This is a genomic window from Kribbella sp. NPDC051587 (assembly GCF_044453945.1).
In the GTDB taxonomy this organism is placed as follows: domain Bacteria; phylum Actinomycetota; class Actinomycetes; order Propionibacteriales; family Kribbellaceae; genus Kribbella.
The window spans coordinates 670,946-693,907 of the sequence record NZ_JBITDE010000001.1 but is presented as its reverse complement, the minus strand read 5'-3'; the positions used below and the strand labels follow the sequence as shown (position 1 = coordinate 693,907).

23 protein-coding genes are annotated in these 22,962 nt (G+C 68.2%); 18 read left to right on the top strand and 5 right to left on the bottom strand.

What is annotated here, in order from left to right; genetic code table 11:
- Positions 1–275: 275 nt before the first annotated feature.
- Entirely contained in the window at positions 276–917 is a 642-nt protein-coding gene (locus ACIA49_RS03320) for a TetR/AcrR family transcriptional regulator (RefSeq protein ID WP_396375461.1), read from the bottom strand.
- A gap of 65 nt (positions 918–982) precedes the next feature.
- Between ACIA49_RS03320 and ACIA49_RS03315 the strand changes: the two genes are divergently transcribed.
- The 3 genes from ACIA49_RS03315 to ACIA49_RS03305 are packed head-to-tail and all read left to right on the top strand — an operon-like array spanning position 983 to position 3,988.
- On the top strand, positions 983–2,437 hold the full coding sequence (locus tag ACIA49_RS03315) for a flavin-containing monooxygenase (protein WP_396375460.1): 1,455 nt from the start codon (positions 983–985) through the stop codon (positions 2,435–2,437).
- 52 nt (positions 2,438–2,489) lie between these two features.
- Positions 2,490–3,797, top strand: coding sequence for a hypothetical protein (locus ACIA49_RS03310; RefSeq protein ID WP_396375459.1), 1,308 nt, complete (start codon positions 2,490–2,492; stop codon positions 3,795–3,797).
- The gene (locus ACIA49_RS03305) at positions 3,794–3,988 is read left to right on the top strand and encodes a hypothetical protein (RefSeq protein ID WP_396375458.1); all 195 of its coding nucleotides are present in this window, start codon (positions 3,794–3,796) and stop codon (positions 3,986–3,988) included. The genes ACIA49_RS03310 and ACIA49_RS03305 overlap by 4 nt, the downstream gene beginning before the upstream one ends.
- On the opposite strand, the gene ACIA49_RS03300 is transcribed toward ACIA49_RS03305, so the two are convergent.
- Positions 3,954–5,018, bottom strand: a complete 1,065-nt coding sequence (locus ACIA49_RS03300; protein ID WP_396375457.1) for an aldo/keto reductase — start codon at positions 5,016–5,018, stop codon at positions 3,954–3,956. The genes ACIA49_RS03305 and ACIA49_RS03300 overlap by 35 nt on opposite strands.
- Positions 5,019–5,147: 129 nt before the next feature.
- Here ACIA49_RS03300 and ACIA49_RS03295 point away from each other — a divergent pair, with 129 nt between their 5' ends.
- From ACIA49_RS03295 to ACIA49_RS03280, 4 genes are all read left to right on the top strand, one after another.
- The gene (locus ACIA49_RS03295; RefSeq protein ID WP_396375456.1) at positions 5,148–5,993 is read left to right on the top strand and encodes a helix-turn-helix domain-containing protein; all 846 of its coding nucleotides are present in this window, start codon (positions 5,148–5,150) and stop codon (positions 5,991–5,993) included.
- Positions 5,994–6,091: 98 nt separating this feature from the next.
- Positions 6,092–6,685, top strand: coding sequence for a hypothetical protein (locus ACIA49_RS03290; protein WP_396375455.1), 594 nt, complete (start codon positions 6,092–6,094; stop codon positions 6,683–6,685).
- 98 nt (positions 6,686–6,783) lie between these two features.
- Positions 6,784–7,038 carry a type II toxin-antitoxin system VapB family antitoxin gene (locus ACIA49_RS03285; protein WP_396375454.1) on the top strand — a complete coding sequence of 85 codons (255 nt, stop codon included), beginning with the start codon at positions 6,784–6,786 and terminating at the stop codon, positions 7,036–7,038.
- Positions 7,035–7,427, top strand: a complete 393-nt coding sequence (locus tag ACIA49_RS03280; protein ID WP_396375453.1) for a type II toxin-antitoxin system VapC family toxin — start codon at positions 7,035–7,037, stop codon at positions 7,425–7,427. Before ACIA49_RS03285 ends, ACIA49_RS03280 begins: the two co-directional genes overlap by 4 nt.
- A 3-nt stretch (positions 7,428–7,430) precedes the next feature.
- Here the strand turns inward: ACIA49_RS03280 and ACIA49_RS03275 are convergent, their stop codons facing one another.
- On the bottom strand, positions 7,431–8,177 hold the full coding sequence (locus tag ACIA49_RS03275) for a MerR family transcriptional regulator (RefSeq protein WP_396375452.1): 747 nt from the start codon (positions 8,175–8,177) through the stop codon (positions 7,431–7,433).
- Positions 8,178–8,261: 84 nt separating this feature from the next.
- Between ACIA49_RS03275 and ACIA49_RS03270 the strand changes: the two genes are divergently transcribed.
- The 6 genes from ACIA49_RS03270 (at position 8,262) to ACIA49_RS03245 (ending at position 16,250) form a co-directional block, all read left to right on the top strand.
- Complete coding sequence (locus ACIA49_RS03270) at positions 8,262–10,085, top strand: hypothetical protein (RefSeq protein WP_396375451.1); 1,824 nt, start codon at positions 8,262–8,264, stop codon at positions 10,083–10,085.
- On the top strand, positions 10,082–11,149 hold the full coding sequence (locus tag ACIA49_RS03265) for an alpha/beta fold hydrolase (protein WP_396375450.1): 1,068 nt from the start codon (positions 10,082–10,084) through the stop codon (positions 11,147–11,149). The genes ACIA49_RS03270 and ACIA49_RS03265 overlap by 4 nt, the downstream gene beginning before the upstream one ends.
- A gap of 138 nt (positions 11,150–11,287) precedes the next feature.
- Positions 11,288–12,430, top strand: coding sequence for a CaiB/BaiF CoA transferase family protein (locus ACIA49_RS03260; protein ID WP_396375449.1), 1,143 nt, complete (start codon positions 11,288–11,290; stop codon positions 12,428–12,430).
- Positions 12,431–12,689: 259 nt separating this feature from the next.
- A complete protein-coding gene (locus tag ACIA49_RS03255; RefSeq protein ID WP_396375448.1) occupies positions 12,690–14,237 on the top strand; it encodes a sugar ABC transporter ATP-binding protein in 1,548 nt (515 codons plus the stop codon).
- Positions 14,234–15,229, top strand: a complete 996-nt coding sequence (locus ACIA49_RS03250) for an ABC transporter permease (protein ID WP_396375447.1) — start codon at positions 14,234–14,236, stop codon at positions 15,227–15,229. The genes ACIA49_RS03255 and ACIA49_RS03250 overlap by 4 nt, the downstream gene beginning before the upstream one ends.
- Before the next feature lie 13 nt (positions 15,230–15,242).
- Positions 15,243–16,250 carry a substrate-binding domain-containing protein gene (locus tag ACIA49_RS03245; protein ID WP_396375446.1) on the top strand — a complete coding sequence of 336 codons (1,008 nt, stop codon included), beginning with the start codon at positions 15,243–15,245 and terminating at the stop codon, positions 16,248–16,250.
- Between the two features lie 115 nt (positions 16,251–16,365).
- On the opposite strand, the gene ACIA49_RS03240 is transcribed toward ACIA49_RS03245, so the two are convergent.
- A complete protein-coding gene (locus ACIA49_RS03240) occupies positions 16,366–17,358 on the bottom strand; it encodes a LacI family DNA-binding transcriptional regulator (RefSeq protein ID WP_396375445.1) in 993 nt (330 codons plus the stop codon).
- 268 nt (positions 17,359–17,626) lie between these two features.
- Between ACIA49_RS03240 and ACIA49_RS03235 the strand changes: the two genes are divergently transcribed.
- The 3 genes from ACIA49_RS03235 to ACIA49_RS03225 are packed head-to-tail and all read left to right on the top strand — an operon-like array spanning position 17,627 to position 20,012.
- Entirely contained in the window at positions 17,627–19,054 is a 1,428-nt protein-coding gene (locus ACIA49_RS03235; protein WP_396375444.1) for an NAD-dependent malic enzyme, read from the top strand.
- Positions 19,054–19,458 (top strand): VanZ family protein, encoded by a 405-nt coding sequence (locus ACIA49_RS03230; RefSeq protein ID WP_396375443.1) that lies wholly within the window; start codon positions 19,054–19,056, stop codon positions 19,456–19,458. Before ACIA49_RS03235 ends, ACIA49_RS03230 begins: the two co-directional genes overlap by 1 nt.
- Positions 19,455–20,012: a YqgE/AlgH family protein gene (locus ACIA49_RS03225; protein ID WP_391546830.1), complete on the top strand. Its 558-nt coding sequence runs from the start codon at positions 19,455–19,457 to the stop codon at positions 20,010–20,012. The genes ACIA49_RS03230 and ACIA49_RS03225 overlap by 4 nt, the downstream gene beginning before the upstream one ends.
- A gap of 4 nt (positions 20,013–20,016) precedes the next feature.
- On the opposite strand, the gene ACIA49_RS03220 is transcribed toward ACIA49_RS03225, so the two are convergent.
- Positions 20,017–20,277, bottom strand: coding sequence for a DUF3039 domain-containing protein (locus ACIA49_RS03220; RefSeq protein WP_396375442.1), 261 nt, complete (start codon positions 20,275–20,277; stop codon positions 20,017–20,019).
- A 117-nt stretch (positions 20,278–20,394) separates the two neighbouring features.
- Between ACIA49_RS03220 and ACIA49_RS03215 the strand changes: the two genes are divergently transcribed.
- Together ACIA49_RS03215 and ACIA49_RS03210 are read left to right on the top strand one after the other, a co-directional pair.
- Positions 20,395–20,970 (top strand): Uma2 family endonuclease, encoded by a 576-nt coding sequence (locus tag ACIA49_RS03215; protein ID WP_396375441.1) that lies wholly within the window; start codon positions 20,395–20,397, stop codon positions 20,968–20,970.
- 61 nt (positions 20,971–21,031) lie between these two features.
- Entirely contained in the window at positions 21,032–22,816 is a 1,785-nt protein-coding gene (locus ACIA49_RS03210; RefSeq protein WP_396376030.1) for a DEAD/DEAH box helicase, read from the top strand.
- Positions 22,817–22,962 lie beyond the last annotated feature (146 nt).

The following is a 22,962-nucleotide window of genomic DNA, read 5'->3' as shown; positions in this document are numbered from 1 at the left end:
ACCCCCGGGCAGCAGCCAGCGAACGGTCGACTCGGCACCTTCCGGGGGCGGTTGTTGCGAAGGCGAAGATAAGAAAAGATCTGACCGAAGTGCCGTTAGTTTCCTGGGTGAACAGAGTCACGTCAAGGTGTCGTGACCAGCGAGAATGCGCATTCTCAGAAGCCCCGGAAAACCCCGCTGGGAAAGCGGTACCGGGATGTCAGACGCCCGGGACATCGTTTGCCCGCCGCTAATGTCCGAAGAACCGCAGTACGTGGTCGGCGTGTTTTCGGACGCTAACTGTTGCTGAGGGTTTCGAGGCCTTGCCAGAGGAGGTCTTTGAGGGTTCGGGCGACCTTTTGTGCTGACGGCGGGTCGGGGATCCGGGTACGCCAGACCGCCAGTCGCTCGGTGGCGCCGGAGATGGACTGGGCGAGGATCTCGATCTCGTCCGGATCGACCTCACGGGTCTTGGGGAGATTGAGGCGGACCATCGCGGAGATGAGTTCGATGAAGGCGGCCCGGACCTCGTCGGTCGCGGCCGCCATCGGGCCGGCGGCGGGGCTGGTGGCGAGCATGCCTTCGTCGATCAGGACCGACCAGGCCTGCGGGTGGTCGTCGAGGAACTGGAACCACGCGACGAAGCCGGCGTACAGGGCGTCCTCGACGTCGGTCGCGGCCAGCACGGCGTCGGAGACGGTCTCCAGGAGGTTGGCGCGCAGGCGGGCCAGGCAGGCCAGGAACAGGCCGTCCTTGGAGCCGTAGTACTGGTAGATGAGCGGCTTGGAGACGCCGACGGCGGCCGCGACGTCGTCCATCGAGGTGCCCTGGTAGCCGCGTTCGCCGAAGATCCGCTCGGCGGCGGCGAGGATCTCGCGCTCGCGGGCGGCCCGGTCGCGGCGGCGCTTCGGGGTCGGCTGGGCAGTGGTCGACGTCACTTGCGTAGCTTAACTGACTCCGAGTAACTTACTGGGAGTAAGTTCGCCCAGGAGGAGGTCCCGCAATGGAGAACACGCATCGGATCGTGGTGATCGGTACCGGGTTCGCCGGGATCGGGATGGCGGTTCGCCTCAAGCAGGCCGGGTACGACGACTTCGTCGTACTGGAGCGGGCGAACGATGTCGGCGGCACCTGGCGGGACAACACCTACCCGGGCTGCCGGTGCGATGTGCCGTCGCATCTCTACTCGTTCTCGTTCGCGCCGAATCCGGAGTGGTCGTCGACCTTCTCCCCGCAGCCCGAGATCGAGCAGTACCTCCGCGACGTCACCGACCGGTACGACGTCCGCCGCCACATCCGCTTCGGTCACACCGTCGAGTCCGCGAAGTGGGAGGACGGCCAGTGGCGGGTCCGGACCGACCAAGGTGACTTCGTCGCCCAGTTCGTGTTCTCCGGGATGGGTCCGTTGGCCGAGCCGTCGGTCCCGAAGCTGCCCGGTATCGAGGAGTTCGAGGGCGAGGTCTTCCACTCGGCCCGCTGGAACCACGATCTCGATCTGGCGGGCCGTAAGGTCGCGGTGGTCGGAACCGGTGCCTCGGCGATCCAGTTCGTGCCGGCGATCCAGCCTGAGGTCGAGGAGCTGCACCTCTTCCAGCGGACACCCCCGTGGGTGATGCCCCGGCCCGACCGCAAGATCACCGCGGTCGAGAAGGCGGCGTACCGTCGCTTTCCCCTTGTTCAGAAGGCGGTTCGGACCGCGATCTACTGGGGTCGCGAGTCGATGGTCCTCGGGTTCGCGAAGCTGCCTCGCATCATGAAGCAGGCGCAGAAGGTCGCCGAGAAGCACCTCGAGCACCAGATTCGCGACCCGCACCTGCGCGCGAAACTGACGCCCGACTTCACCCTCGGCTGCAAGCGCGTGCTGCTCTCCGACGAGTACTACCCGGCCCTCGCCCGCCCGAATGTCAACGTCGTCACCGACGGGATCGCCGAGGTCACCCCGAATGCCGTGGTCACCCACGAGGGTGTGAAGCACGAGGTCGACACGATCATCTACGGCACCGGGTTCCGCGTCACCGATCTTCCGGTGATGGACATGGTGTACGGCCGCGACGGCCGATCGCTGCGCGAGGCGTGGGCGGACGGCATGGAGGCCCACCTCGGTACGGCGGTCGCCGGCTTCCCGAACTTCTTCCTGCTGATCGGCCCCAACACCGGCCTCGGTCACAGCTCGATGGTCTTCATGATCGAGTCCCAGATCGCCTACATCATCGATGCGCTGCGGGAGATCGACGCGAAGGGTCTGCGCGAGGTCGAGGTGCGGCCGGAGGTGCAGCGCGCGTTCGTCGACGGCGTCCGGTCCTCGATGCAGAACACGATCTGGACCCGCGGCGGCTGCATGAGCTGGTACCTCGACGCCCAGGGCCGCAACACCACGCTCTGGCCGACCTTCACCTTCCGGTTCCGGCAGCTCACCCGCCGGTTCGATGCGGCGGAGTACCAGACCCTCGCTATGTGACATCCTGCGTGTTACATTCGATCAGTCGGATAGCTGATCGGAGGGCGCCGCCGTGCTGGAGCTGCTGGTACCGATGCACGGGATCGGCGGTCGCGGAGACCTGCCGGTACCGCTCTGGCTGGCGATCTACTCGGCCGGCGCCGCGGTGGCGGTCTCGTTCTTCGCGCTCGCGGCCTTCTGGTCCCGCCCACGCTTCGAGACCACCGGCGGTACGGCGCTCGCTCACCTGACCCGTGTGGTCGACTCGCAGGCGGTGCGCTGGTTGCTCAAGGCTGCTGGCTTGGTTGCTCTCGCGCTGCTGATCGGCGCCGCTTGGTTCGGCAGTGACTCTCCTGCGGAGAACCCGGCGCCGACCTGGCTCTACGTGTGGATCTGGGTCGGCATCATCCCGCTGTCCCTGCTCTTCGGTCCGATCTGGCGGCTCGCGAACCCGTTGCGCACGATCGCGAGCCTGGTACGGCGTACGTCGTACCGGCGTCTTCCGGACGGGATCGCGTATTGGCCGGCGGTCGCGGGGCTGGCCGGATTCCTCTGGCTGGAACTCGTCTATCCGGATGCCTCCGAGCCGATCGTGGTCGCGGCGTTCGTGACGGTCTACGCCGTGGTGAATGTTGCTGCAGGCATCGTTTATGGACCGGCCTGGTTCGCGATCGGCGACTCCTTCGAGGTGTACGCCGAGGTGTTGTCGAGGTTGAGCCCACTGGGGCGCGGCACTGACGGGCAACTGGTGGTCCGCAACCCGCTCGCCGGTTTGGCCACGATGCCACAGCGGCCCGGGATCGTTGCCCTGCTGTGTTTGCTGCTCGGGTCAACAGCCTTCGATGGGATCTCCCAGTGGTCCGCCTGGACCAGCCGGACCGCTGAACTGAACCACGTTCTCGTCTATACCGCCGGGCTGATGGTTGCCGTCGGCATCGTGACCGCGCTCTTCGTGTTCGCGGCCCGAACCACCGGTACGGCGGAGGTCCGGCCCGGCGCGGTCGGGGGCGCGGGTCTGCCGGGGGCGTTCGTGCATTCGCTGGTCCCGATCGCGATCGGCTATGCGGTCGCGCACTACTTCTCGTTCGCGATGTTCCAGGGCCAGGAAGGGTTGCTGCTGGCAACTGATCCGTTCGGTCGCGGTTGGGATCTGCTCGGGACCAGCGGCACTCGGATCGACTACGCGTTCCTGGGGACCGGCGTGATCGCCGGCGTACAGATCGGTGCGATCGTGCTCGGACACGTACTAGGGGTCGTGTCTGCGCACGATCGCGCGGCCGGGCTGTTCCGGCGGCGCCAGCTGCGACAGGCGCAGTACCCGATGCTGGCCGCGATGGTCGCCTTCACCGCCGGTGGGATCGCGCTGGTGACGGCCTCATGATCGCGCTGCACATGGGTGGCGTTCCGGAGACCGCGATGGTGCTCGGGCCGATCCTGCTGATCATCGCCTTCCTCCGGATCGCCCGCCGCAACGAGGCCGAGAATCCCGACGCCGAGGACGACTGGGATGCCGACCTCGGCGATCTCCCGCCCAGTGCTAGCGAGACTCGATCCGCAAGCCGCCCTGGGTGACCTCGCGCGTCATCGGCAGGTTCAGGAAGTCGTGCGGGAAGCCGAGCTCGACCGCGCTGGCCGTCTCCAGCTCGGCGACGTCCTGATCGCTCAGCTCGACGTCGAGGGCGGACAGGTTCTGCTCGAGCTGCTGCTGTGTCCGCGCGCCGATGATCGTCGACGTCACGCCGGGATTGAGCAGCGTCCAGGCGAGCGCGACCTGCGCCGCGGTGTAGTCGTTGCGCTCGGCAACCTTCTTGACGACGTCGGCAATCTGCAACGTGCGCGGGGTCAGTGAGTTGTTCGAGGCCGCGACGTTCTTCCGGGTGCCCGCAGCGCCCGCCGTACCGCCGCCGTGGTCGAGGTCGGCTTCGGTGTACTTGCCGGTCAGGACACCACTGGCCAGCGGGGACCACGGCAGGACGCCGAGGCCGAGCTCGCGTGCCATCGGGATCAGGTCGCGCTCGACGGTCCGCTCGGCCAGGCTGTACTCGATCTGCAGCGCGACCAGCGGGGACCAGCCACGCAGATCGGCGATCGTCTGCATCCGGGCCACCTGCCACGCCGGCGCGTCGGAGATGCCGACGTACAGGACCTTGCCCTGGCGGACGAGGTCGTCCATCGCGCGCATGACCTCCTCGACCGGCGTCGTGAAGTCCCAGGCGTGCAGGTAGAGCAGGTCGATGTAGTCGGTCTGCAGGTTGCGCAGGCTCCGCTCGACCGAGCGGACCATGCTCTTGCGGTGGTTGCCGCCCGAGTTCGGGTCGCCGGGGCGGGTCAGCATCGTGTACTTGGTCGCGAGGACGAGCTCGTCGCGGCGGCCCTGGGTGAGCTCGCCGAGGATCTGCTCGGAGCTGCCGTTGGTGTACATGCTCGCGGTGTCGACGAAGTTGCCGCCGCGCTCGGTGTAGGCGTCCAGGATCCGGCGGGCCTCGTCCTTGTCCGCGCCCCAGCCCCAGTCCTCGCCGAACGTCATCGTGCCCAGCGACAGCGGCGAGACCCGCAGGCCCGAGCGTCCGAGCAGGCGATAGGTGTCAAGTGTGGTGCTCACTGAAGTCCTTCTTTCCGTCTGGTGTCACCTACTTTCGTGCGGCTGGTGAGTGGGGTTAAGGGAAGGTTCATCCTGGGACTGGCCTTCCTACCTTCGAAGAGGTGGGCCTACCTTCGTAAAATAGGTGGCATGACCGTCGACGTGGCTCGGGAACTGGCCGTCTTCCTCCGCGGCTGCCGCGAGCGGCTCGCGCCGGCCGAGGCCGGCGTGGACCGGCCAGGACGCGCCCGCCGTACGCCGGGACTGCGGCGGGAGGAGGTCGCCGAGCTCGCCGGAGTGAGCGTGGACTATGTGGTCCGGCTCGAGCAGGGACGCGGCCTGCGGCCGTCGGGTGAGGTGCTCGAGGCGCTGGCCAAGGCCCTGCGGCTGTCGCCCGACGAGCACGCGTACGTCTTCGACCTCACCCGGCAATGGACCGCCGTACGACGGCAGCCCGCGTCGAGCTCGCTGGCCGCGCTCGTGCAGGCGGTGTCGCCGTTGCCCGCGATGCTGATCAACCACCGCTTCGACATCTGCGCGTGGAATCCCGAGCTCGAGCTGCTGATGCTCGACTTCGCCAACGTCGTACCGGAGCGCCGGAACGCGATGATCCTGTGCACCCTGGAGCCGATCTTCTTCGACTACTACACCGACCGCCAGCGCGTGATCCGCGAGGGGATCGCCGACCTGCGTGCAGCTTGGGCCGCGCACTCCGACGACGAAGAGCTGGCCGAGCTGGTCCGGATGCTGTGTGCCGAGAGTAAGGAATTCAGCGAGCTGTGGGCGCGCCGCGACGTACGGGTGAAAGGCAACGGCCGCAAGGACCTGAGGCATCCGGAGTTCGGCAACTTCGCGATCGAGTACGACGTACTCACGCCGCTCGGGGACCCCACTCAGCGCCTGGTCGTCTACCGAGCCGCGGACGCCGCCTCCCAGCACGCACTGGATCGGATCGCCGCCGCAGTCGCCAAGGGTGGCCGAGCCCTCGCCGGCTAACTGCCCGATCGTGCCGACCCCCGGGCACCCGCCAACCGTCGTACTGGTGCAGTCGTCTGTCTCCTCGTAAGTCACCAACACCTTGGGGGAGTAGACCAATGCGAAAGATGATCAGCGGTATCGCAGCAACGATCGCAGCCGGCGGGCTGCTGCTCGGCGGTTCGGCGCTGCAGAGCAACGCGGCCCCGGCCGTCACCAAGCAGCAGTCGGCGGCAGCGGCCGTCAAGTTCAAGACCCGGCACTTCGACTGCTTCTACGAGACGGGCTGCCTCTCGAGCGCCGAGGTGCCGAGCACCTGGAAGACCGTCAAGATCGACGACTTCACGACGAAGTTCCTTGGCACCGGCAACCAGTTCGTCCGGTTCGACAACATCGTCGACGGCTCGAAGACGACCGCGACCCTGCTCAAGGCCAAGCAGAAGGCGCTCAAGGGCACCAAGGGCCTGCACATCGTCAGCACCGCGACGACGAAGCTGAGGTCGAGCACCGGCATGGGCCCGCTGACCGCCAGCACCATCGTCTACACCTACAAGAGCGGCAAGACCACCCGCTGGGTCGCCACCCGGTTCCTCGGCACCTACGGCGACCCCTGGGCCACCAACACCATCACCGTCGCCGGCTCCCCGAACAACGCCAAGTTCCTCGGCACCGTCCTGGCCCGCGCCACCACCTCCTTCTACAACGGCGACTGATCGCCACCCAAGGCCCGGGCAACCCACCAGGCTCCCCGGGCTTGGGTTTTGGCAGTCTGGGTAGACTGGTAGAGTTATACGGGTAGAAAGGTGGCAGCATGAGTCTGAACATCAAGAACGAGGACACTCATGAGCTGGTCCGCGAGCTGGCGCGCCTGACGGGTGAGTCCCAGACGGCAGCCGTCGATACGTCGGTGCGGGAGCGGCTGGCAAGGGTCCGCCGTCTGCGAGGCGCTGGACTTGCTGACCGGCTGCTGGCGATCGGGGCCGACGCGGCGCACCGGATGTCGGACGAAGCACTGGCCGTCGATCACGGCGATCTTCTGTACGACGAGAACGGACTGCCCCGATGATCATCGACACCTCCGCGTTGATCGCCATCTTGCGCGCCGAGCCCGATGCGGCCGATTTCGCCGAGGCGATCGAGGCTGCGCCGTCGCGACGGATGTCGGCGGCGACCTTCCTGGAGGCTGCGGTTGTGATCGACAGCCAGCGGAACCCGGTGGTGAGCCGCCGCTTCGACGAGTTGGTCGGCGCCGCCGAGATCCAGATCGAGCCGGTGACCGAGGCGCATGCGCGCATCGCGCGCGAGGCCTACCGGGACTTCGGCAAGGGCAGCGGTCACCCGGCCGGGCTGAATTTCGGAGACTGCTTCGCCTATGCGCTTGCCCAGGACTCGGGCGAGCCCTTGCTCTTCAAGGGCAACGACTTCAGTCAGACAGATCTGAAGTCTGCCCTCTGAGGGTCAGCCGGTGGAGGGGAGGGTTTTGGGGTCCAGGCCTAGTTCTTCGTAGGCGGCGATCTCGATCTCGCGGGCCATGGCTTCGCGGAAGGCGGCGACCAGGGCCTGGCCGGCGAGCGGGATGATGTTTTCGAGGGTGCGCTGGATCTCGGGCCAGCCCTGGGCGGGGAGGCCGGCGTCGGCGAACTGGCGCCAGACGGTGGAGCGGAAGAGCTCTACGTAGATCTTGGCGACGGCGTCGGCCTGGGTGAAGAGCTTGGGGAGCATCACGAAGATGGCGTCCAGGGGGACGCCGAGTTTGATCACTTCGAACCCGATCCGGAGCAGGTCGGGGTTGGGGATGCGGAGGCGGCCGTCGTCCATCCGCTCGGCGATGCCGAGCTCGACGAGCTGGTCGATGACGGCCGGGTCGTGCGGGACGCCGGCGGCCTCGGCGAGCTGGAACTCGTCCAGCTCCTCGGGCTCGGACGGGGTCCAGGGGTTGACCAGGGTCTGGAAGACGCCGAGCGCCAGGGCGCCGTCGGGGAGCTCGCTCATCATGCGCTCGACGGCGGAGAGCGTGTAGCCCTTGCCGAGCAGTTCCTGGACGAGCGTGAGCCGTGCCACGTGGTCGGCGCCGTAGTAGCCCGTGCGGCCGACCAGCCGCGGCGGCGGGATCAGGCCGCGCCCGGCGTAGGCCCGCACATTGCGCACAGTCATGCCCACCTTGGCGGCGAGCTGGTCGACGGTGAGCTCCTCGTCTGCTTCCACTCTTGACAGTCTTCCAGATACGACGTTACATATCGTATGTAACATCTGCCATGGCGCATTCTTATTGTCCCGAAGGAGCGACGGATGGCGATCCCGATGGCCACCACCGGTACGGCGACGTTCGATCAGATCGCGATCGTGACCGGCGTGGTGGGACTGCTGTACGTCGCGATGGCCGTCTTCCTGTGGCGGGAACGGACCGGGCGCGTCACCCTCATCGGCAGGCTCGCGGACACCATCGGGAGACTGGACGGAGTCCCCCGATGGGCCGCGCTGTCGCCGTACATCCATGTCGTCTCGCTGCTCGCCTGCGCGTTCGGCGTCTGGTGGGACATCGCGGTGCACATCGACAAGGGCCGCGACACCGGCCCGTTCGGGACGCCCGCGCACTACCCGATCTTCTTCGGCATCCTCGGGGTGATCGTGACCGGCGTGCTGCCGATCGCGCTCGCCGGGAAGCCGCTGCCGGCCCGGACGATCAAGCTCACCAAGAGCTGGCGGATCCCGTGCAGCGCGGCGCTGATCCTCGTCTGCGGCACGTTCGCGCTGGTCGGCTTCCCGCTCGACGACACCTGGCACCGGCTCTTCGGTGAGGACGTCACGCTCTGGGGGCCGACCCACCTGCTGATGATCGGCGGCGTGGTCTTCTCGATCTTCGCCCGGTTGCTGGCGGTCGCCGAGGTCGAGCAGCTGATGGGGATGAACAAGCGCCGGCTGTTCCAAGAGGTCGCGTCGGTTGGCGCACTGCTGATCGCGTGGGACCTGTTCAGTACCGAGTTCAACTACGGCGTACCGCAGTTTCCGCTGATCCTGCACCCGCTGCTGATCGCGTTCGGCGCGGCGATGGGCTTCACGATCCTGCGCGCCCGCCGCGGCCCGGGCATCACCTTCGGCGCGCTCGCGATCTACCTGGCCGTGCGCGGCATCATCGCCTGGGCGGTCAACCAGCCGCTCGGTGAGATCCTCGGGCACTTCCCGCTGCTGATCGTCGAGGCGATCCTGGTCGAGGCCGTGGCCCTTGCCCTCGGCAACAAGAACCGCTTCCGCCTCGGCCTGGTCGCCGGTGCCCTGATCGGGACCGTCGGCGTGGTCGCGGAGTACGCGTGGAGCCAGGTCTGGATGCCGATCGCCTGGCCGTCGTCGATCCTGCCGTCCGCCCTCGGGTACGGCGTCGTGGTCGGCGCCGGTGCTGGTCTGGTCGGCGCCTGGCTGGCCACCCGGTACGCCGAAGTCGCCGGCGAGCAGCGGGCGACCGACGTACGGAACACCCGGCCGGCGGTCATCCGACGGACTCATCAGCTGGGGGCGATCGGCTTGCTGGCCGTGGTCGCGACGGTGTTCTTCTGCGTACCGCGGTCGGCCGAGCCGGGTGTGACCGGGACGGTGTCGCTGGAGCGGGTCGCCACGGGGGCCGAGCCGACGGCGTACATCACGGTCAAGCTGGACCCGGCCACCGCGGCCGACGACGCGCGCTGGTTCGAGGCGCTGGCCTGGCAGGGTGGTGGCCGGGTCCTGCACCCGATGCAGAAGGTTGCTGACGGCACCTACCGGTCCGCGGACGCGCTGCCGATGTACGGCAAGTGGAAGTCGATGATCCGGCTGCACACCGGTCAGCGCGACATGACCGCGATGTGGGTGTACGCGCCCGAGGACGCGGCGATCGAGAAGCCTGCGATCCAGGTCTCCGACGGCCAGACCGTTGCCTTCGTCAACGAGCAGCTCACACTGCGGCGCGAGGAACGCACCGACGTGCCACGATGGATGTGGAACGGCGGCTATGCCCTGCTGGGCGTGGTCGGTCTACTGGAGATCGCCGGTATCGCCTGGCTGGTCGGGCGCGGCGCCCGCGGCGGGCGGCTGCGCGCGGCTCACCTGGCCGCCGGCGAACGGGAACGGGAGACTGCGTGACGAACCAGACCGTGACGACGACCGACGGGATCCACCTGAACGTCGAGACCACCGGACCGGCCGATGCGCCGGTCACGGTGCTGTTGGTGCACGGGTGGACGTGTTCGACCCGCGCCTGGCACCACCAGGTCTCGGGGCTGCCGCAGATCCTCGGGTCGCAGGCGGTGCGAGTGGTGACGTACGACCACCGCGGCCACGGGCGCTCCGATGCGGCGCCGGCTGGGTCGCTGCGGATCGCACAGTTGGCCGACGACCTCGTGACGGTGCTCGACACCGTGGTGGGTGACGGGCCGGTCGTCTACGCCGGGCACTCGATGGGCGGGATGACGCTGATGGAGCTGGCGGATTCGCGGCCGGAGTTGTTCGGTTCGCGGATCAAGGCTGCTGCGTTGGTGAGTACGTCGTCCGGTCAGGTGGCGCGAGGCGCGTTGGGTCTGCCGCCGCGGTTCGAGCCGGCTGCGGTGCGGTTCGCGCCGCGCGTTGCGCATGTTGTCGGATCTCGAGTGGACCGCCGGGCCGAGCGACTGGCTGCTGCTGCAGACGCCGCGATGGTCGCCGCTGAGGGGGCAGCCTCTTCGGTGGCTGACGCTGCCGGACGTGCGGCTGGTACGGCGGAAGGTGTGTTGGTGGGTGCCGGTGGAGCCGTGGGGCGAGTGGTCGGTGGGCGCGACGCGGCTCGTGCTGCGCGTGCCAACGTGGCTGCGTTGTTGCAGCGGCCGGCGTTGCGGCAACTCGTGTTCGGGAAGAAGGTGGACCCGGCCGAGATCGCGATCTTCCAGCAGGGACTCACGCTGCTACCCGGAGCGTCGTACAGCGGATTCTTCGAGGCGATCCTTCAGCATGATCGCGCACAGGCGCTCAAGGCCCTGGACCAGATTCCGGTCGAGATCATGCACGGTACCCGGGACCGGCTGCTGCCGCCGCGGCACGCGAATCGCATCGCCGCCGAGCTCCCGAACGCCCGCGTCTGGATGTACCCCGGCGCCGGCCACATGCTCCCCCAAGAACGCCCCCGCGATGTAACCCACCGCCTGGCCTCCCTCGCCCGCAATTTGGCTGGCTAGGCACTGATATTGGGGGTTCTCCACCGTGAACCACGGTGCTGAACCCCCAACCGCGGTGCCTAGCCAGGGAAATGGGGCTGCTGAGGGATCAGTCTCACTTGGTGTCGGGGTGGTGGGGTGAGCCCTAGGCTCGGGCGCATGCAGCTGCTCTCGGACGTCGTTGTGGTGGACCTGACCCGGGCGTTGGCCGGGCCGCATGCGGGCATGATGCTGGGGGATCTCGGGGCCCGGGTGATCAAGGTCGAGGCGCCGGCCGGCGGGGACGACAGCCGTGGGTGGGGACCGCCGTTCGTCGAGGGGGAGTCGACCTACTTCCTGTCCGCGAACCGGAACAAGGAGTCGGTGACCGCGGACCTCAAGTCCGACGACGGCAAGGAGCTGCTCACCAAGCTCGTTCGGAAGGCCGACATCCTGCTGGAGAACTTCCGGCCCGGTGTGCTCGACCGGCTCGGGTTCTCGGTCGAGCGGCTGCACGAGCTGAATCCGGGACTGATCGTGGTCTCGATCACCGGGTTCGGGCACGACGGGCCGGAGGGCGGGCGCGCCGGGTACGACCAGATCGCGCAGGGCGAGGGCGGTCTGATGAGCGTCACCGGCGAGGCCGAGTCGACGAAGGTCGGGGTCCCGATCGCGGACCTGCTCGCCGGCATGTACGGCGCTTATGGCGCGCTGGCCGCGTTGCACGAGCGGTCGGTGACCGGGAAGGGGCGCGTCGTCCGGACGAGCCTGCTGGCCGCGATGGTCGGGGTGCATGCGTTCCACGGGACGAAATGGACGGTCGCTGGTCAGGTACCGGGGCGGATCGGTAACCACCATGCGCAGATCGCGCCGTACGGGATGTTCCGGACGGCGGACGACAGCGTGCAGGTGGCGGTCGGGAGCGAGGGGCAGTGGCGGACGTTCGCGCCGATCGTCGGGCTGGATCCGGCGGACCCGCGGTTCGCGACGAACGCGGACCGGGTCGGGAACCACGACGAGCTGATCGCGGCGATCGAGACCGCGTTCGCGGCGGCGTCGGCCGACAAATGGCTGGAAACGCTGGCTGAGCAGGGGATTCCGGCCGGCAAGGTACGTGACATCCAGCAGGTGTACGAGTGGGAGCAGACGCTGTCACAGGGTCTGCTGATCGACGTCGAACACCCGACGCTCGGGACCATCCAGCTTCCCGGGCCGCCGCTCCGCTTCGACGACCAGCTCTTCGCGGGCGCTCGCGAGAAGAACCTCGCGCCGCCGCGCCTGGGCGAGCACAACGACTCCGTCCGGGAGTGGTTGGCGGAGTAAGGCGGACCGCCCCCACTCACTAACTCACGCCGCGCGGGCGAATTCACGCTCAGCGGCGCACGGCCGAGCGCCCACTGACGCAGTTGGTGAGTGTTGGCGGTCCGCGTATTCGACGCAGATCGAATAGCTGCCGCGTGGCCCGGGCCAGGGACGAAGCTGGGTCACGGTTCGGGCGTGCGGCCGGTGAGGGGTTGACGGGTCGCGACGGTGCGGCATAGCGTCCGGGAAATCGATTACTGACCGGATTGGCGGAGGCCTCATGAGCCAGGACGCTGCCCTGGTCCGGATGCAACGGATCGGGAAGCGGTACGGCGGCGTGCAGGCGTGCCGGGAGGTGGATTTCACCCTCGGCGCGGGTGAGGTGCACGCTCTGCTCGGCGAGAACGGCGCGGGCAAGTCGACGCTGATGAAGATCCTGTCCGGTGACGTCACCGACTTCGACGGGACGATCGAGATCGACGGCACCGAGATGTCGTTCGGCGGCCCGACCGACGCGCAGGCGGCCGGGATCGCGATGATCCACCAGGAGCTCGACCTCGTCCCCGGACTCTCCGTCGCCGACAACATCTTCCTCGGCCGTGAACTGCGCACCCCGCTGCGGACCGTCGACCGCCGCCGGATGGATCGCGAGGCCCGCGCTCTGCTCGAACGCAGCGGGGTCCGGATCGATCCGCGGCGCCCGGTCGGCGAGCTGCGCGTCGGTGAGCAGCAGCTCGTCACGATCGCGAAGGCGATCTCACTCGACGCTCGCGTGCTGATCATGGACGAGCCGACCTCAGCGCTGACGACGACCGAGGTCGAGCGCCTCTTCGAGGTCATCCGCGAACTCCGCCGCGCGGGCGTCGGCATCGTCTACATCTCGCACCGGATGGAGGAGATCGCGCAGGTCGCCGACCGCGCGACCGTCCTGCGCAACGGTGAGATCGTCACCAGCTTCGACCCGCGCGAACTCAGTACGGCGGAGGTCGTCGAGGCGATGGTCGGCCGTCCCGTGCAGACCTTGTTCACCACCCCGGACACCGATACCGGCGGCGAACTGCTTCGCGTCGAGGACCTGAAGCTGACCGCCCGCCGCCCACGACCGGGCCGCCGCGATCCGGACGGCATCTCGCTGACCGTCCGCGCCGGCGAGATCGTCGGCCTCGCGGGTCTCCTCGGTGCCGGCCGCACCGAACTGCTCGAAACCCTGTACGGCGTCGCGCCCACCGGCACGCGGTCCGGCCGAATCGTCTTAGAGGGTTCAGAAATCAGACCGCGGAGTCCACGCCAGGCGCTTGCCCACGGCATCGGGTTGGTCCCCGAGGACCGGCGCGCTTCGGGACTCGTGCTGTTCCACTCGATTCTGGCGAACACCGTGCTGTCGAGCCTGCCGTCGTACGGGCGGCTCGGGGTGATCGCCCGGCGTCAGGAGCGAGTCGCCTCGGTGAAGATGGCGGACCGGCTGCGGCTCAAGTTCGGCCGGTTGCAGGACGAGGTCGGCACGTTGTCCGGCGGCAATCAGCAGAAGGTGGTGTTCGGCCGGATGTTGCTGACCGAGCCGCGGTTGCTGTTGCTCGACGAACCCACCCGTGGTGTCGACGTCGGCGCCAAGGCCGAGATCTACCGCCTGCTGGGTGAGCTCGCCGGCCAGGGCCTCGGCGTACTGCTCGCGTCCTCGGAACTGCCCGAGTTGATCGGCGTCTGCGACCGCGTCGTCGTACTGCGTGATGGTCGGGATGTGGCGTCGTTCAGTACGGCGGACTCCAGCGAAGGTGATCTGTTGGCTGCGGCAATGGGAGAAACAGCTGTGATCGGAGAAGCCCTGTGACCGACGGACAGAAGACCTCGGTGGTCGCGACGCTCTTCCGGTTCCAGAGTGTGTTCGGGCTGCTCGCGGTCTTCATCGCGGCGATCATCTTCTCGCCCCGCAAGAACGGCGCGATCCTGTTCGTCAGCGCGGACAACCTCGCGAACGTGGTCCGGGCCGTCTCCGAGATCGGGATCATCGCGGTCGGGATGACGTTCGTGATCCTGATCGGCGGCATCGACCTCTCGGTCGGCGCGGTCCTCGGGCTCGCGGCGGTCGGGTCCGCCGTACTGATGGTGGAGAACGACTGGGGCTTCCTGCCGTCCGTCCTGCTGGTGCTCGTGATCGGCCTGATCTTCGGAGCGCTGCAGGGTGTCGCGACCGCGATGATCGGCATCCAGTCCTTCATCGTCACGCTGGCCGGTCTGCAGATCGCGCGGGGTCTGGCGCGGATCTGGTCCGGCGGTCAGGGCGTCGCGATCGCGTACGGCGACGGGCCGCACGAGGCGCCGGCGTCGTTCGCTCTCCTGGGTGAGCGGACGTTCGGCGGACTGGTTCCGATCCCGGTACTGATCTTCGCCGTGGTTGCGGTCGCGGCCGTGATCTTCCTCCGGGTCAGCGCGTTCTCCCGGCACCTGTACGCCGTTGGTGGCAACGAGAAGGCGGCCCGGCTGTCCGGCGTACCGGTGGTCCGGGTCAAGATCGCGGTCTTCGCGATCTGCGGTCTGCTGGCGTCACTGGCCGGCATCGTGCACGCCGTACAGCTCAATCAGGGCAGCCCGAACGACGGCATCGGGTACGAGCTGGACGCGATCGCCGCCGTGGTGATCGGCGGGACCAGCCTGGCCGGTGGCCGCGGTTCGGTCGCCGGGACGGTCGCGGGCGCGCTGCTGCTCGGCGTACTGAACAACGTCCTTGCCCTGAACAACATCGACTCGAACATCCAGCTGTTGATCAAGGGTCTCGTGATCGTTGCGGCCGCCGCGCTGCAACGGCTCCGGCCCGCCTCGTGAGGAAGGTTCCCCCATGCGTTCTGTGAAGATTCCGCTGGCCGCCGCGGCGGTCGCCGCCCTGGTGCTGGCGGGTTGTGGCACCACCAGCGACCGGACGTCGGACAGCCCGTCGGCCGGCTCGTCGAAGTCCTGCAAGGGGGCCGACGGCAAGTATGTGATCGGGATGAGCCAGGCGAACGTCGCCGAGCCGTACCGGCAGCGGATGGACGACGACATCAAGGCGGCGGCCAAGGAGGTGCCGCAGTTCGATGTGAAGTTCGCCGACGCGGCGCAGGACAACGCCAAGCAGGTCGCGGACGTCGACAACTACATCACCCAGCAGATCGACCTGCTGATCATCAGCCCGAACGAGGCGACGCCGCTGACCGCGGTGGTGAAGAAGGCCTATGACAAGGGCATCCCGGTGCTGGTGCTGGACCGCAAGGTCGACGGTGACGCGTACACCGGCTTCATCGGTGGCGACAACGTGCAGATCGGTACCGAGGCCGGCAAGTACGTCGCCGAGAAGCTGCTCCCGAACGGCGGCAACGTGGTCGAGCTCAAGGGGCTGGCGGGCGCGACGCCGCAGACCGAGCGGCACGACGGGTTCGCGGCCGGGATCAAGGACAACCCGAAGATCAAGATCATCGCCTCCGGCAGTGGTGACTGGCTGCGCGAGAAGGGGCAGGCGCAGATGGACGCGCTGCTCAAGGCCAACCCGAAGATCGACGTGGTCTACGCGCACAACGACCCGATGGCCGAGGGTGCGTACCTGGCCGCGAAGTCGGTCGGCCGGGAGAAGGAGATGAAGTTCATCGGCATCGATGCGCTGCCGATCCCGTCCGGCGGCATCAAGGCCGTCGAGCAGGGCCGCCTGAGCACCACCTTCACCTACCCGACCAACGGCAAGGAAGCCATCGCCGCCGCGAAGAAGATCCTCGTCGACTGCGGAACCATCGAGAAGTCCCAGATCCTCCCGACCCGCCTGATCGACAAGGAGAACGCCGCCAAGATCTACGCCGAGGAGAACCCCACCGGCTGATCCCCTCCACAACGTCCGAAGGATCGGAGGCGGGCCCTCCGGTTCTTCGGACGTTACGAACAACCCGGGCGCAACGTCCGAAGGATCGGAGGCGGGCCCTCCGGTTCTTCGGACGTCAGCGGTGGGAGCTGGCGCGGTCGATGAGGCGGGCGCCGAGGGTGGTGACGGTCGGCGGGCGGGTGTTGTCGGCGATGCGGGCGAGCAGGAGCCGGGCTGCTTCAGTGCCGATCTCGTACGCCGGTTGCGCGACGACCGTGAGTGGGGGATCGAGGAGTTCTGCCCAGGGGGCGTCGTCGAATGCGACCACACCCACGTCGCGGCCGGGGCGTAGGCCTATCTCCTGAAGCGCTTGCAGGACGCCGACGACCATCGCGTTGTTGGCGACGAGTAACGCGTCGGGCGGTTCGGGCTGGGACAACAGTTCGAGCGCGGCTCGTCGGGCTCCCGCTGCCTTGTACTCGGACCGCCGTACCAGTCGAGTGCTGCCGCGGTGCTTGGCCGCCTTGAGGGCGTCGCGATAGCCGGCCAGGCGGTCGTCGGCGGTCCGAACGCCAGAAGGCCCGGTCAGGCACCCGATGCGCTCGTAGCCCTGGGCAATCAAGTGCGCGGTCGCCTGCGCTGCGGCGAGACGGGTGTCAACCAGTACGACGTCACTGTCGTGATCCGGCAACGGCCGGTCGACCGCGACGTACGCCGTACCGCGGGCTGCGAGTTTGGTGACCGAGGTCGCCGGGCCGCTGGGGGAGAGGATGACGCCGGCGACCCGTTCCTGGAGCGCGATGTCGATGTAGCGGCTCTCCTTCTCGGCGTTCTCGTCGGAGTTGCAGAGCACGACCGAGTAGCCGACCTGGTGCGCGACGTCCTCGACCCCGCGGGCGATCGCGGTGAAGAACGGGTTCTCCACGTCGGAGATGATCAACGCGACCACGGCCGCCTCCTGACGGCGCAGGTTCCGGGCCGGGCCGTTCGGCTGGTAGCCGAGCTCGGTTGCCGCCAGCCGGACCCGGGCGGCCAGCTCCGGGTCGACCGTCGCCTTCCCGTTCAGTGCCCGGGACACCGTCGCCGTCGAGACCCCCGCCCGCGCCGCCACGTCACTGATCGTCGGCATAGGCCGCACCCTAGCGCTCAGGTAATGGATTTCCCAGCACTTGGTCATGCACTTTACTTACGGAACTCCGGGGCCTGAGGGGGTGTCTGGGAGCATCACACCTACTGCGCTGCACTCGGCACGGCACCTCGACGCACTGGTGCAAAGGTGACGATGCTCCGCATCGACCCCTTCGCCCCAGCACGCCGATGCACCGCACCGAGCACATGCTCGCTACGGCGTGAAGCTCCCAGACACCCCCTACCAGTGCCATGAGAGGATCACCCGCGTGACTGCCTTGCCGAGTGTTTCGTACTCCATCACCGTTCGCCTCGAGGTCCCCGCGGGTGGCTCGACCGTGAGCAAGCTGACGACCGCGGTCGAGCAGGCCGGTGGTCTGGTCACCGCCCTCGACGTGACCGCGTCCGGTCACGAGCGGCTGCGGATCGACGTGACCTGTGCCGCCGCCGACACCGAGCACGCCGGCCGCCTGGTCGAGGCGATGCGCGCCGTACCGGGCGTGGAGATCGGCCGGGTCTCGGACCGGACCTTCCTGATGCACCTCGGCGGGAAGATCTCGATGGAGGCCAAGCACCCGATCCGCAACCGGGACGACCTCTCGATGATCTACACCCCGGGCGTGGCCCGGGTCTGCCTGGCGATCGCCGCGAACCCCGAGGACGCCCGCCGGCTGACCATCAAGCGGAACACGGTCGCCGTCGTCACCGACGGGTCGGCCGTGCTCGGGCTGGGCAACATCGGCCCGAAGGCCGCGCTGCCGGTGATGGAGGGCAAGGCGGCGCTGTTCAAGCGATTCGCCGGGATCGACGCCTGGCCGCTGTGCCTGGACACCCAGGACCCGGACGCCATCGTCGAGATCGTGAAGGCGATCGCGCCGGGCTTCGCCGGGATCAACCTGGAGGACATCTCCGCGCCGCGCTGCTTCGAGATCGAGGCCCGGCTGCGCGAGGAGCTCGACATCCCGGTCTTCCACGACGACCAGCACGGTACGGCGGTCGTCGTACTGGGCGCGCTCTACAACGCGCTGCGGGTGGTCGGGAAGGACATCAGCGAGGTGAAGGTGGTGCTGTCCGGCGCAGGCGCGGCTGGTACGGCGATCCTCAAGCTGCTGATCGCGGCCGGGGTCAAGGACACCTGCGTCGCCGACATCGGCGGCATCATCCACACCGAGCGCGAGGGCCTGTCCCCGGAGCTGCGGTGGATCGCGGAGAACACGAACGCGGCGCAGTACAGCGGCGACCTGAAGGGCGCGCTGGCCGGTGCTGACGTGTTCATCGGGGTCTCGGCGCCGAACATCCTGAACGGCGCCGACATCGCGACGATGAACGAGAAGGCGATCGTGTTCGCGCTCGCGAACCCGACCCCCGAGGTCGACCCGAGCGAGGCCGGCGAGCACGCGGCCGTGGTCGCGACCGGGCGGTCCGACTACCCGAACCAGATCAACAACGTGCTGGTCTTCCCGGGCGTCTTCCGCGGTCTGCTCGACGCTCAGTCGTCGAAGGTGTCGATCGAGATGGAGCTGGCCGCCGCGAAGGCGCTGGCCGGGGTCGTCACGGACGACGAGCTGAACGCGACGTACATCGTGCCGAGCGTGTTCCATCCCGAGGTGCACACGCGCGTGGCGCACGCCGTACGGGATGCGGCCGGTGGCAAGGCGCCCGCGGCCGAGCTGTTCCCGGACGACTCTCCGCTCTGATGACGGCGACGGTGGCGGGGGCGACCGGCTCGCGGTTCTCGGTATGGGCGTGGCGGGTCGCGTTCGTCGCGGCCTGCGCGCTGCAGCTGTACGGCGTCTATGCGCCGGAGGAGGCTGGTCCGTCGGTCGGCATCCCGGGGATCGACAAGGTCGCGCACTTCTGCCTGTTCGCGGCGGTCGCGTTCACCGGGCTGAAGGTCGGCGTACCGGCGCGCTGGCTGCTCGGCGCGCTCGTGGTGAACGCGATCGGGAGCGAGTTCGTGCAGCACTATCTGCTGCCGCATCGCGATGGGGATCCGTTCGATGCGCTGGCCGATCTGATCGGGGTCGCGGCCGGCGCGTGGGCGGGTTTCTGGGTGGTCCGTAGAGGCCGTGTTGGCGGGCACGACATGATGGGTGCATGACGGCCCAGACGCTGACCGGTTCGCTGCTGGTTGCGACCCCGTTGCTCGACGAGCCGCCCTTTCGCCGGTCGGTGATCCTGCTCCTGGATCACGACGACGACGGAGCGCTGGGCGTGGTGGTCAACCGCGCCGCCGACCTGGCCGTCGACCGGGTACTCCCGGACTGGTCGGACACCGTGAACGAGCCCGGTGTCCTCTTCCTGGGCGGACCGGTCGGCACCGATAGCGCGCTGGCGGTCGCAGAGGTGATCGAGTCGACCGACCCGCCCGGCTGGCGCGAGTGCTTCGGCCGGATCGGTCTGATCGACCTCGACGTCCCGCCGGAACTGCTCGTGGGCGCCATCCAGCGGATGCGGATCTTCGCCGGGTACGCCGGCTGGTCGTCAGGCCAGCTCGAAGGCGAGATCACCGAAGGCGCCTGGTACGTCGTCGAGTCCCAACCCGACGACGTGTTCAGCCTCGACCCGGACACGCTGTGGCGGCGCGTCCTGCGCCGCCAGACCGACCAGCTGGCCTACCTGGCCACCTACCCGGACGACCCCACGCACAACTGACGGACTACTCGTCGCCGTCGCCGTCACCGGGGTTCATCGACTCCCAGATCTCCTTGCACTCCGGGCAGACCGGGAACTTCTGCGGGTCCCGGCTCGGCACCCACACCTTCCCGCACAACGCCACCACCGGCGTCCCCATCACCATCGCCTCGGTGAGCTTGTCCTTCGGCACATAGTGCGAGAACCGCTCATGGTCCCCGCCCTCCAGGGGCTGGGTCCGCTCATCGATGACGGTGTCGGCGCCGGGGCTCAACTGCGTACTCATGCCCCGAGTGTAAGCCGCCCCGCCAGTGACCGGCACTTATCCACAGCCGGGAACTCGTCGGGGCAGACCGGGGCAGATGACTGCACATTCTTGGTGTGACCAACTCAAGGAGGCACTATGAGTCTCGTGAACACCTTGCCCAGTCCTTTCCCGGAGCACGGCCACTCGGCGACGCCGCTGACCAGGGCCGATCTCGAACTGATGCCTACTGATGGCCGTCGGTTCGAGCTCATCGACGGAGCCCTCTTCGTGAGCCCCGCGCCGGTGCCGCAGCATCAGCGTGCGTTGCTGGGGATCTATCGAGCGTTGTTTGCCGACTGTCCACCGGAGCTCGACGTGTTGGTGGCGCCGGTCGACGTGGTCCTCGCCGACGACACGGTGATGCAGCCGGATCTGCTGGTCGCGCGGCGAGACGACTTCAGCGAGCAAGATCTGCCGGTCGCGCCGTTGCTCGCGGTCGAGGTGCTATCGCCGAGCACCCGGCGGTTCGACCTGATGGTGAAATGGTCGAGGTACCAGGACGCGGGGTGTGCGGCGTACTGGGTGGTGGATCCCGACACGCCGAGTCTCATTGCGTGGGAACTGCAAGACGGCGCATACGTGCAGGTCGCGAAGGCAACCGGCGACGAAACGGCGCGTCTGACAAGTCCGTTCGAGGTGTCGATCGTGCCGGCGAATCTGTTCTGTCGGTGATCTCGGGTAACGTCTCTGTACGGCTTACTTGTCGTCGATCGGGGGAGTTCCGCCTGTGGAAATGCACGTGCCTGGTGGATCGGGCGTGCTTCCTCCCGCCTATCCGGATCGTGCTGCTTGGGGTACCGCGAGCAAGCTGCGGGCCTGGCAGGCGGAGGCGCTCACGCAGTACATGGAGACCAATCCCCGCGACTTCCTGGCGGTCGCGACGCCGGGGGCCGGGAAGACGACCTTCGCGCTGACCGTGGCGGCGGAGCTGCTGCACCGGCGGCTGATCGACCGGATCACGGTGGTGACGCCGACCGAGCACCTGAAGGTGCAGTGGGCGGACGCGGCGGACCGGGCCGGGATCGCGATCGATCCGGCCTTCGCCGGGCGGCGCGGGAAGACGAACCAGGACTTCACCGGCGTCGCGGTGACGTATGCCGGGGTCGCGGTGAACCCGCTGGCGTTCCGGGTCCGGACCGAGCGGTTCAAGACGCTGGTGATCCTCGACGAGGTGCACCACGGTGGTGACGCGCTCAGCTGGGGTGAAGGGGTGCGGGAGGCCTTCGAGCCGGCCGCCCGCCGGTTGTGCCTGACCGGTACGCCGTTCCGGAGCGACGACAACCCGATTCCGTTCGTCACGTACGAGCACGGGCCGGACGGTCATGCGCGGAGCAAGGCGGACTACACCTACGGCTACGGGCACGCGCTGCGCGACCACGTCGTACGGCCGGTGATCTTCATGTCGTACTCCGGCGAGATGCGGTGGCGGACCAAGGCCGGTGACGAGGTCGCGGCCCGGCTGGGTGAGCCGCTGACGAAGGATCTGACCGCGCAGGCGTTGCGGACCGCGCTCGACCCGACCGGCGAGTGGATGGGCGCCGTACTGGGAGCTGCGGACAAGCGGCTGACCGAGGTGCGGCGGCACATGCCGGATGCCGGTGGGCTGGTCATCTCCGGGGATCAGAACTCGGCGCGGGCCTATGCCAAGACGCTGCGGGAGATCACCGGGCAGGCGCCGACCGTCGTACTGTCGGACGAGAAGGCCGCGAGCAAGAAGATCCAGAAGTTCTCCGAGGACGAGTCCCGGTGGATGGTCGCGGTCCGGATGGTCTCCGAAGGCGTCGACGTGCCGCGGCTGGCGGTCGGGGTCTATGCGACGCCGACCTCGACGCCGCTGTTCTTCGCGCAGGCGGTCGGCCGGTTCGTGCGAGCACGCAAGCGGGGTGAGACGGCGTCGGTGTTCGTGCCGTCGGTGACCCGGCTGCTGAGCTTCGCCGCCGAGATGGAGGTCGAGCGTGACCACGTCCTCGGCCGCAAGAACAACAACGAGGACGGCGACATCTTTGCCCTCGAGGACGACCTGCTGAAGAAGGCGAACGAGGCCGAGGGCGCCAGCGACGAGTTGGACGCGAAGTTCGAGGCGCTCGGCTCGGACGCGAGCTTCGACCGGGTCGTGTTCGACGGCGGCGACTACGGGACCGGTGGGGACCAGGCCTCCGACGAGGAGCTGGACTTCCTCGGACTGCCCGGCTTGCTGGAGCCCGACCAGGTGCGCGACCTGCTACGCAAGCGGCAGGCGAAGTCGATCGCCGCCCAGAAGAGGTCGCAACGCGGCTCCGACGAGCGCGAGGACCCGACTCCCACCGAGCTCGCCACGCACGAGCAGATCGCCCTGCTACGCCGCGATCTGAACGGTCTGGTCGCCGCCTGGCACCACCGCACCGGCCAGCCGCACGGCGTGATCCACAACGACCTCCGGCGCAAACTAGGCGGCCCGGCCGCCGCGCAGGCGTCGTCGGAACAGCTCAAGGAACGCATCGAGCTGATCCGCCACTGGGCCAGCCAGCGCCGCGCGTAATCGGACTGAGAACGCCCCACCTGACTGCTCGGGTGGGGCGCTTTGCGTACGCCGAGCTGTTGACCTTCGACGGAGGGTCATGCAACATGCGACTACCGTCGCGCAAGAAATTGGCAAGGTGTTGAAAATTTCAGATGCACGGTGCT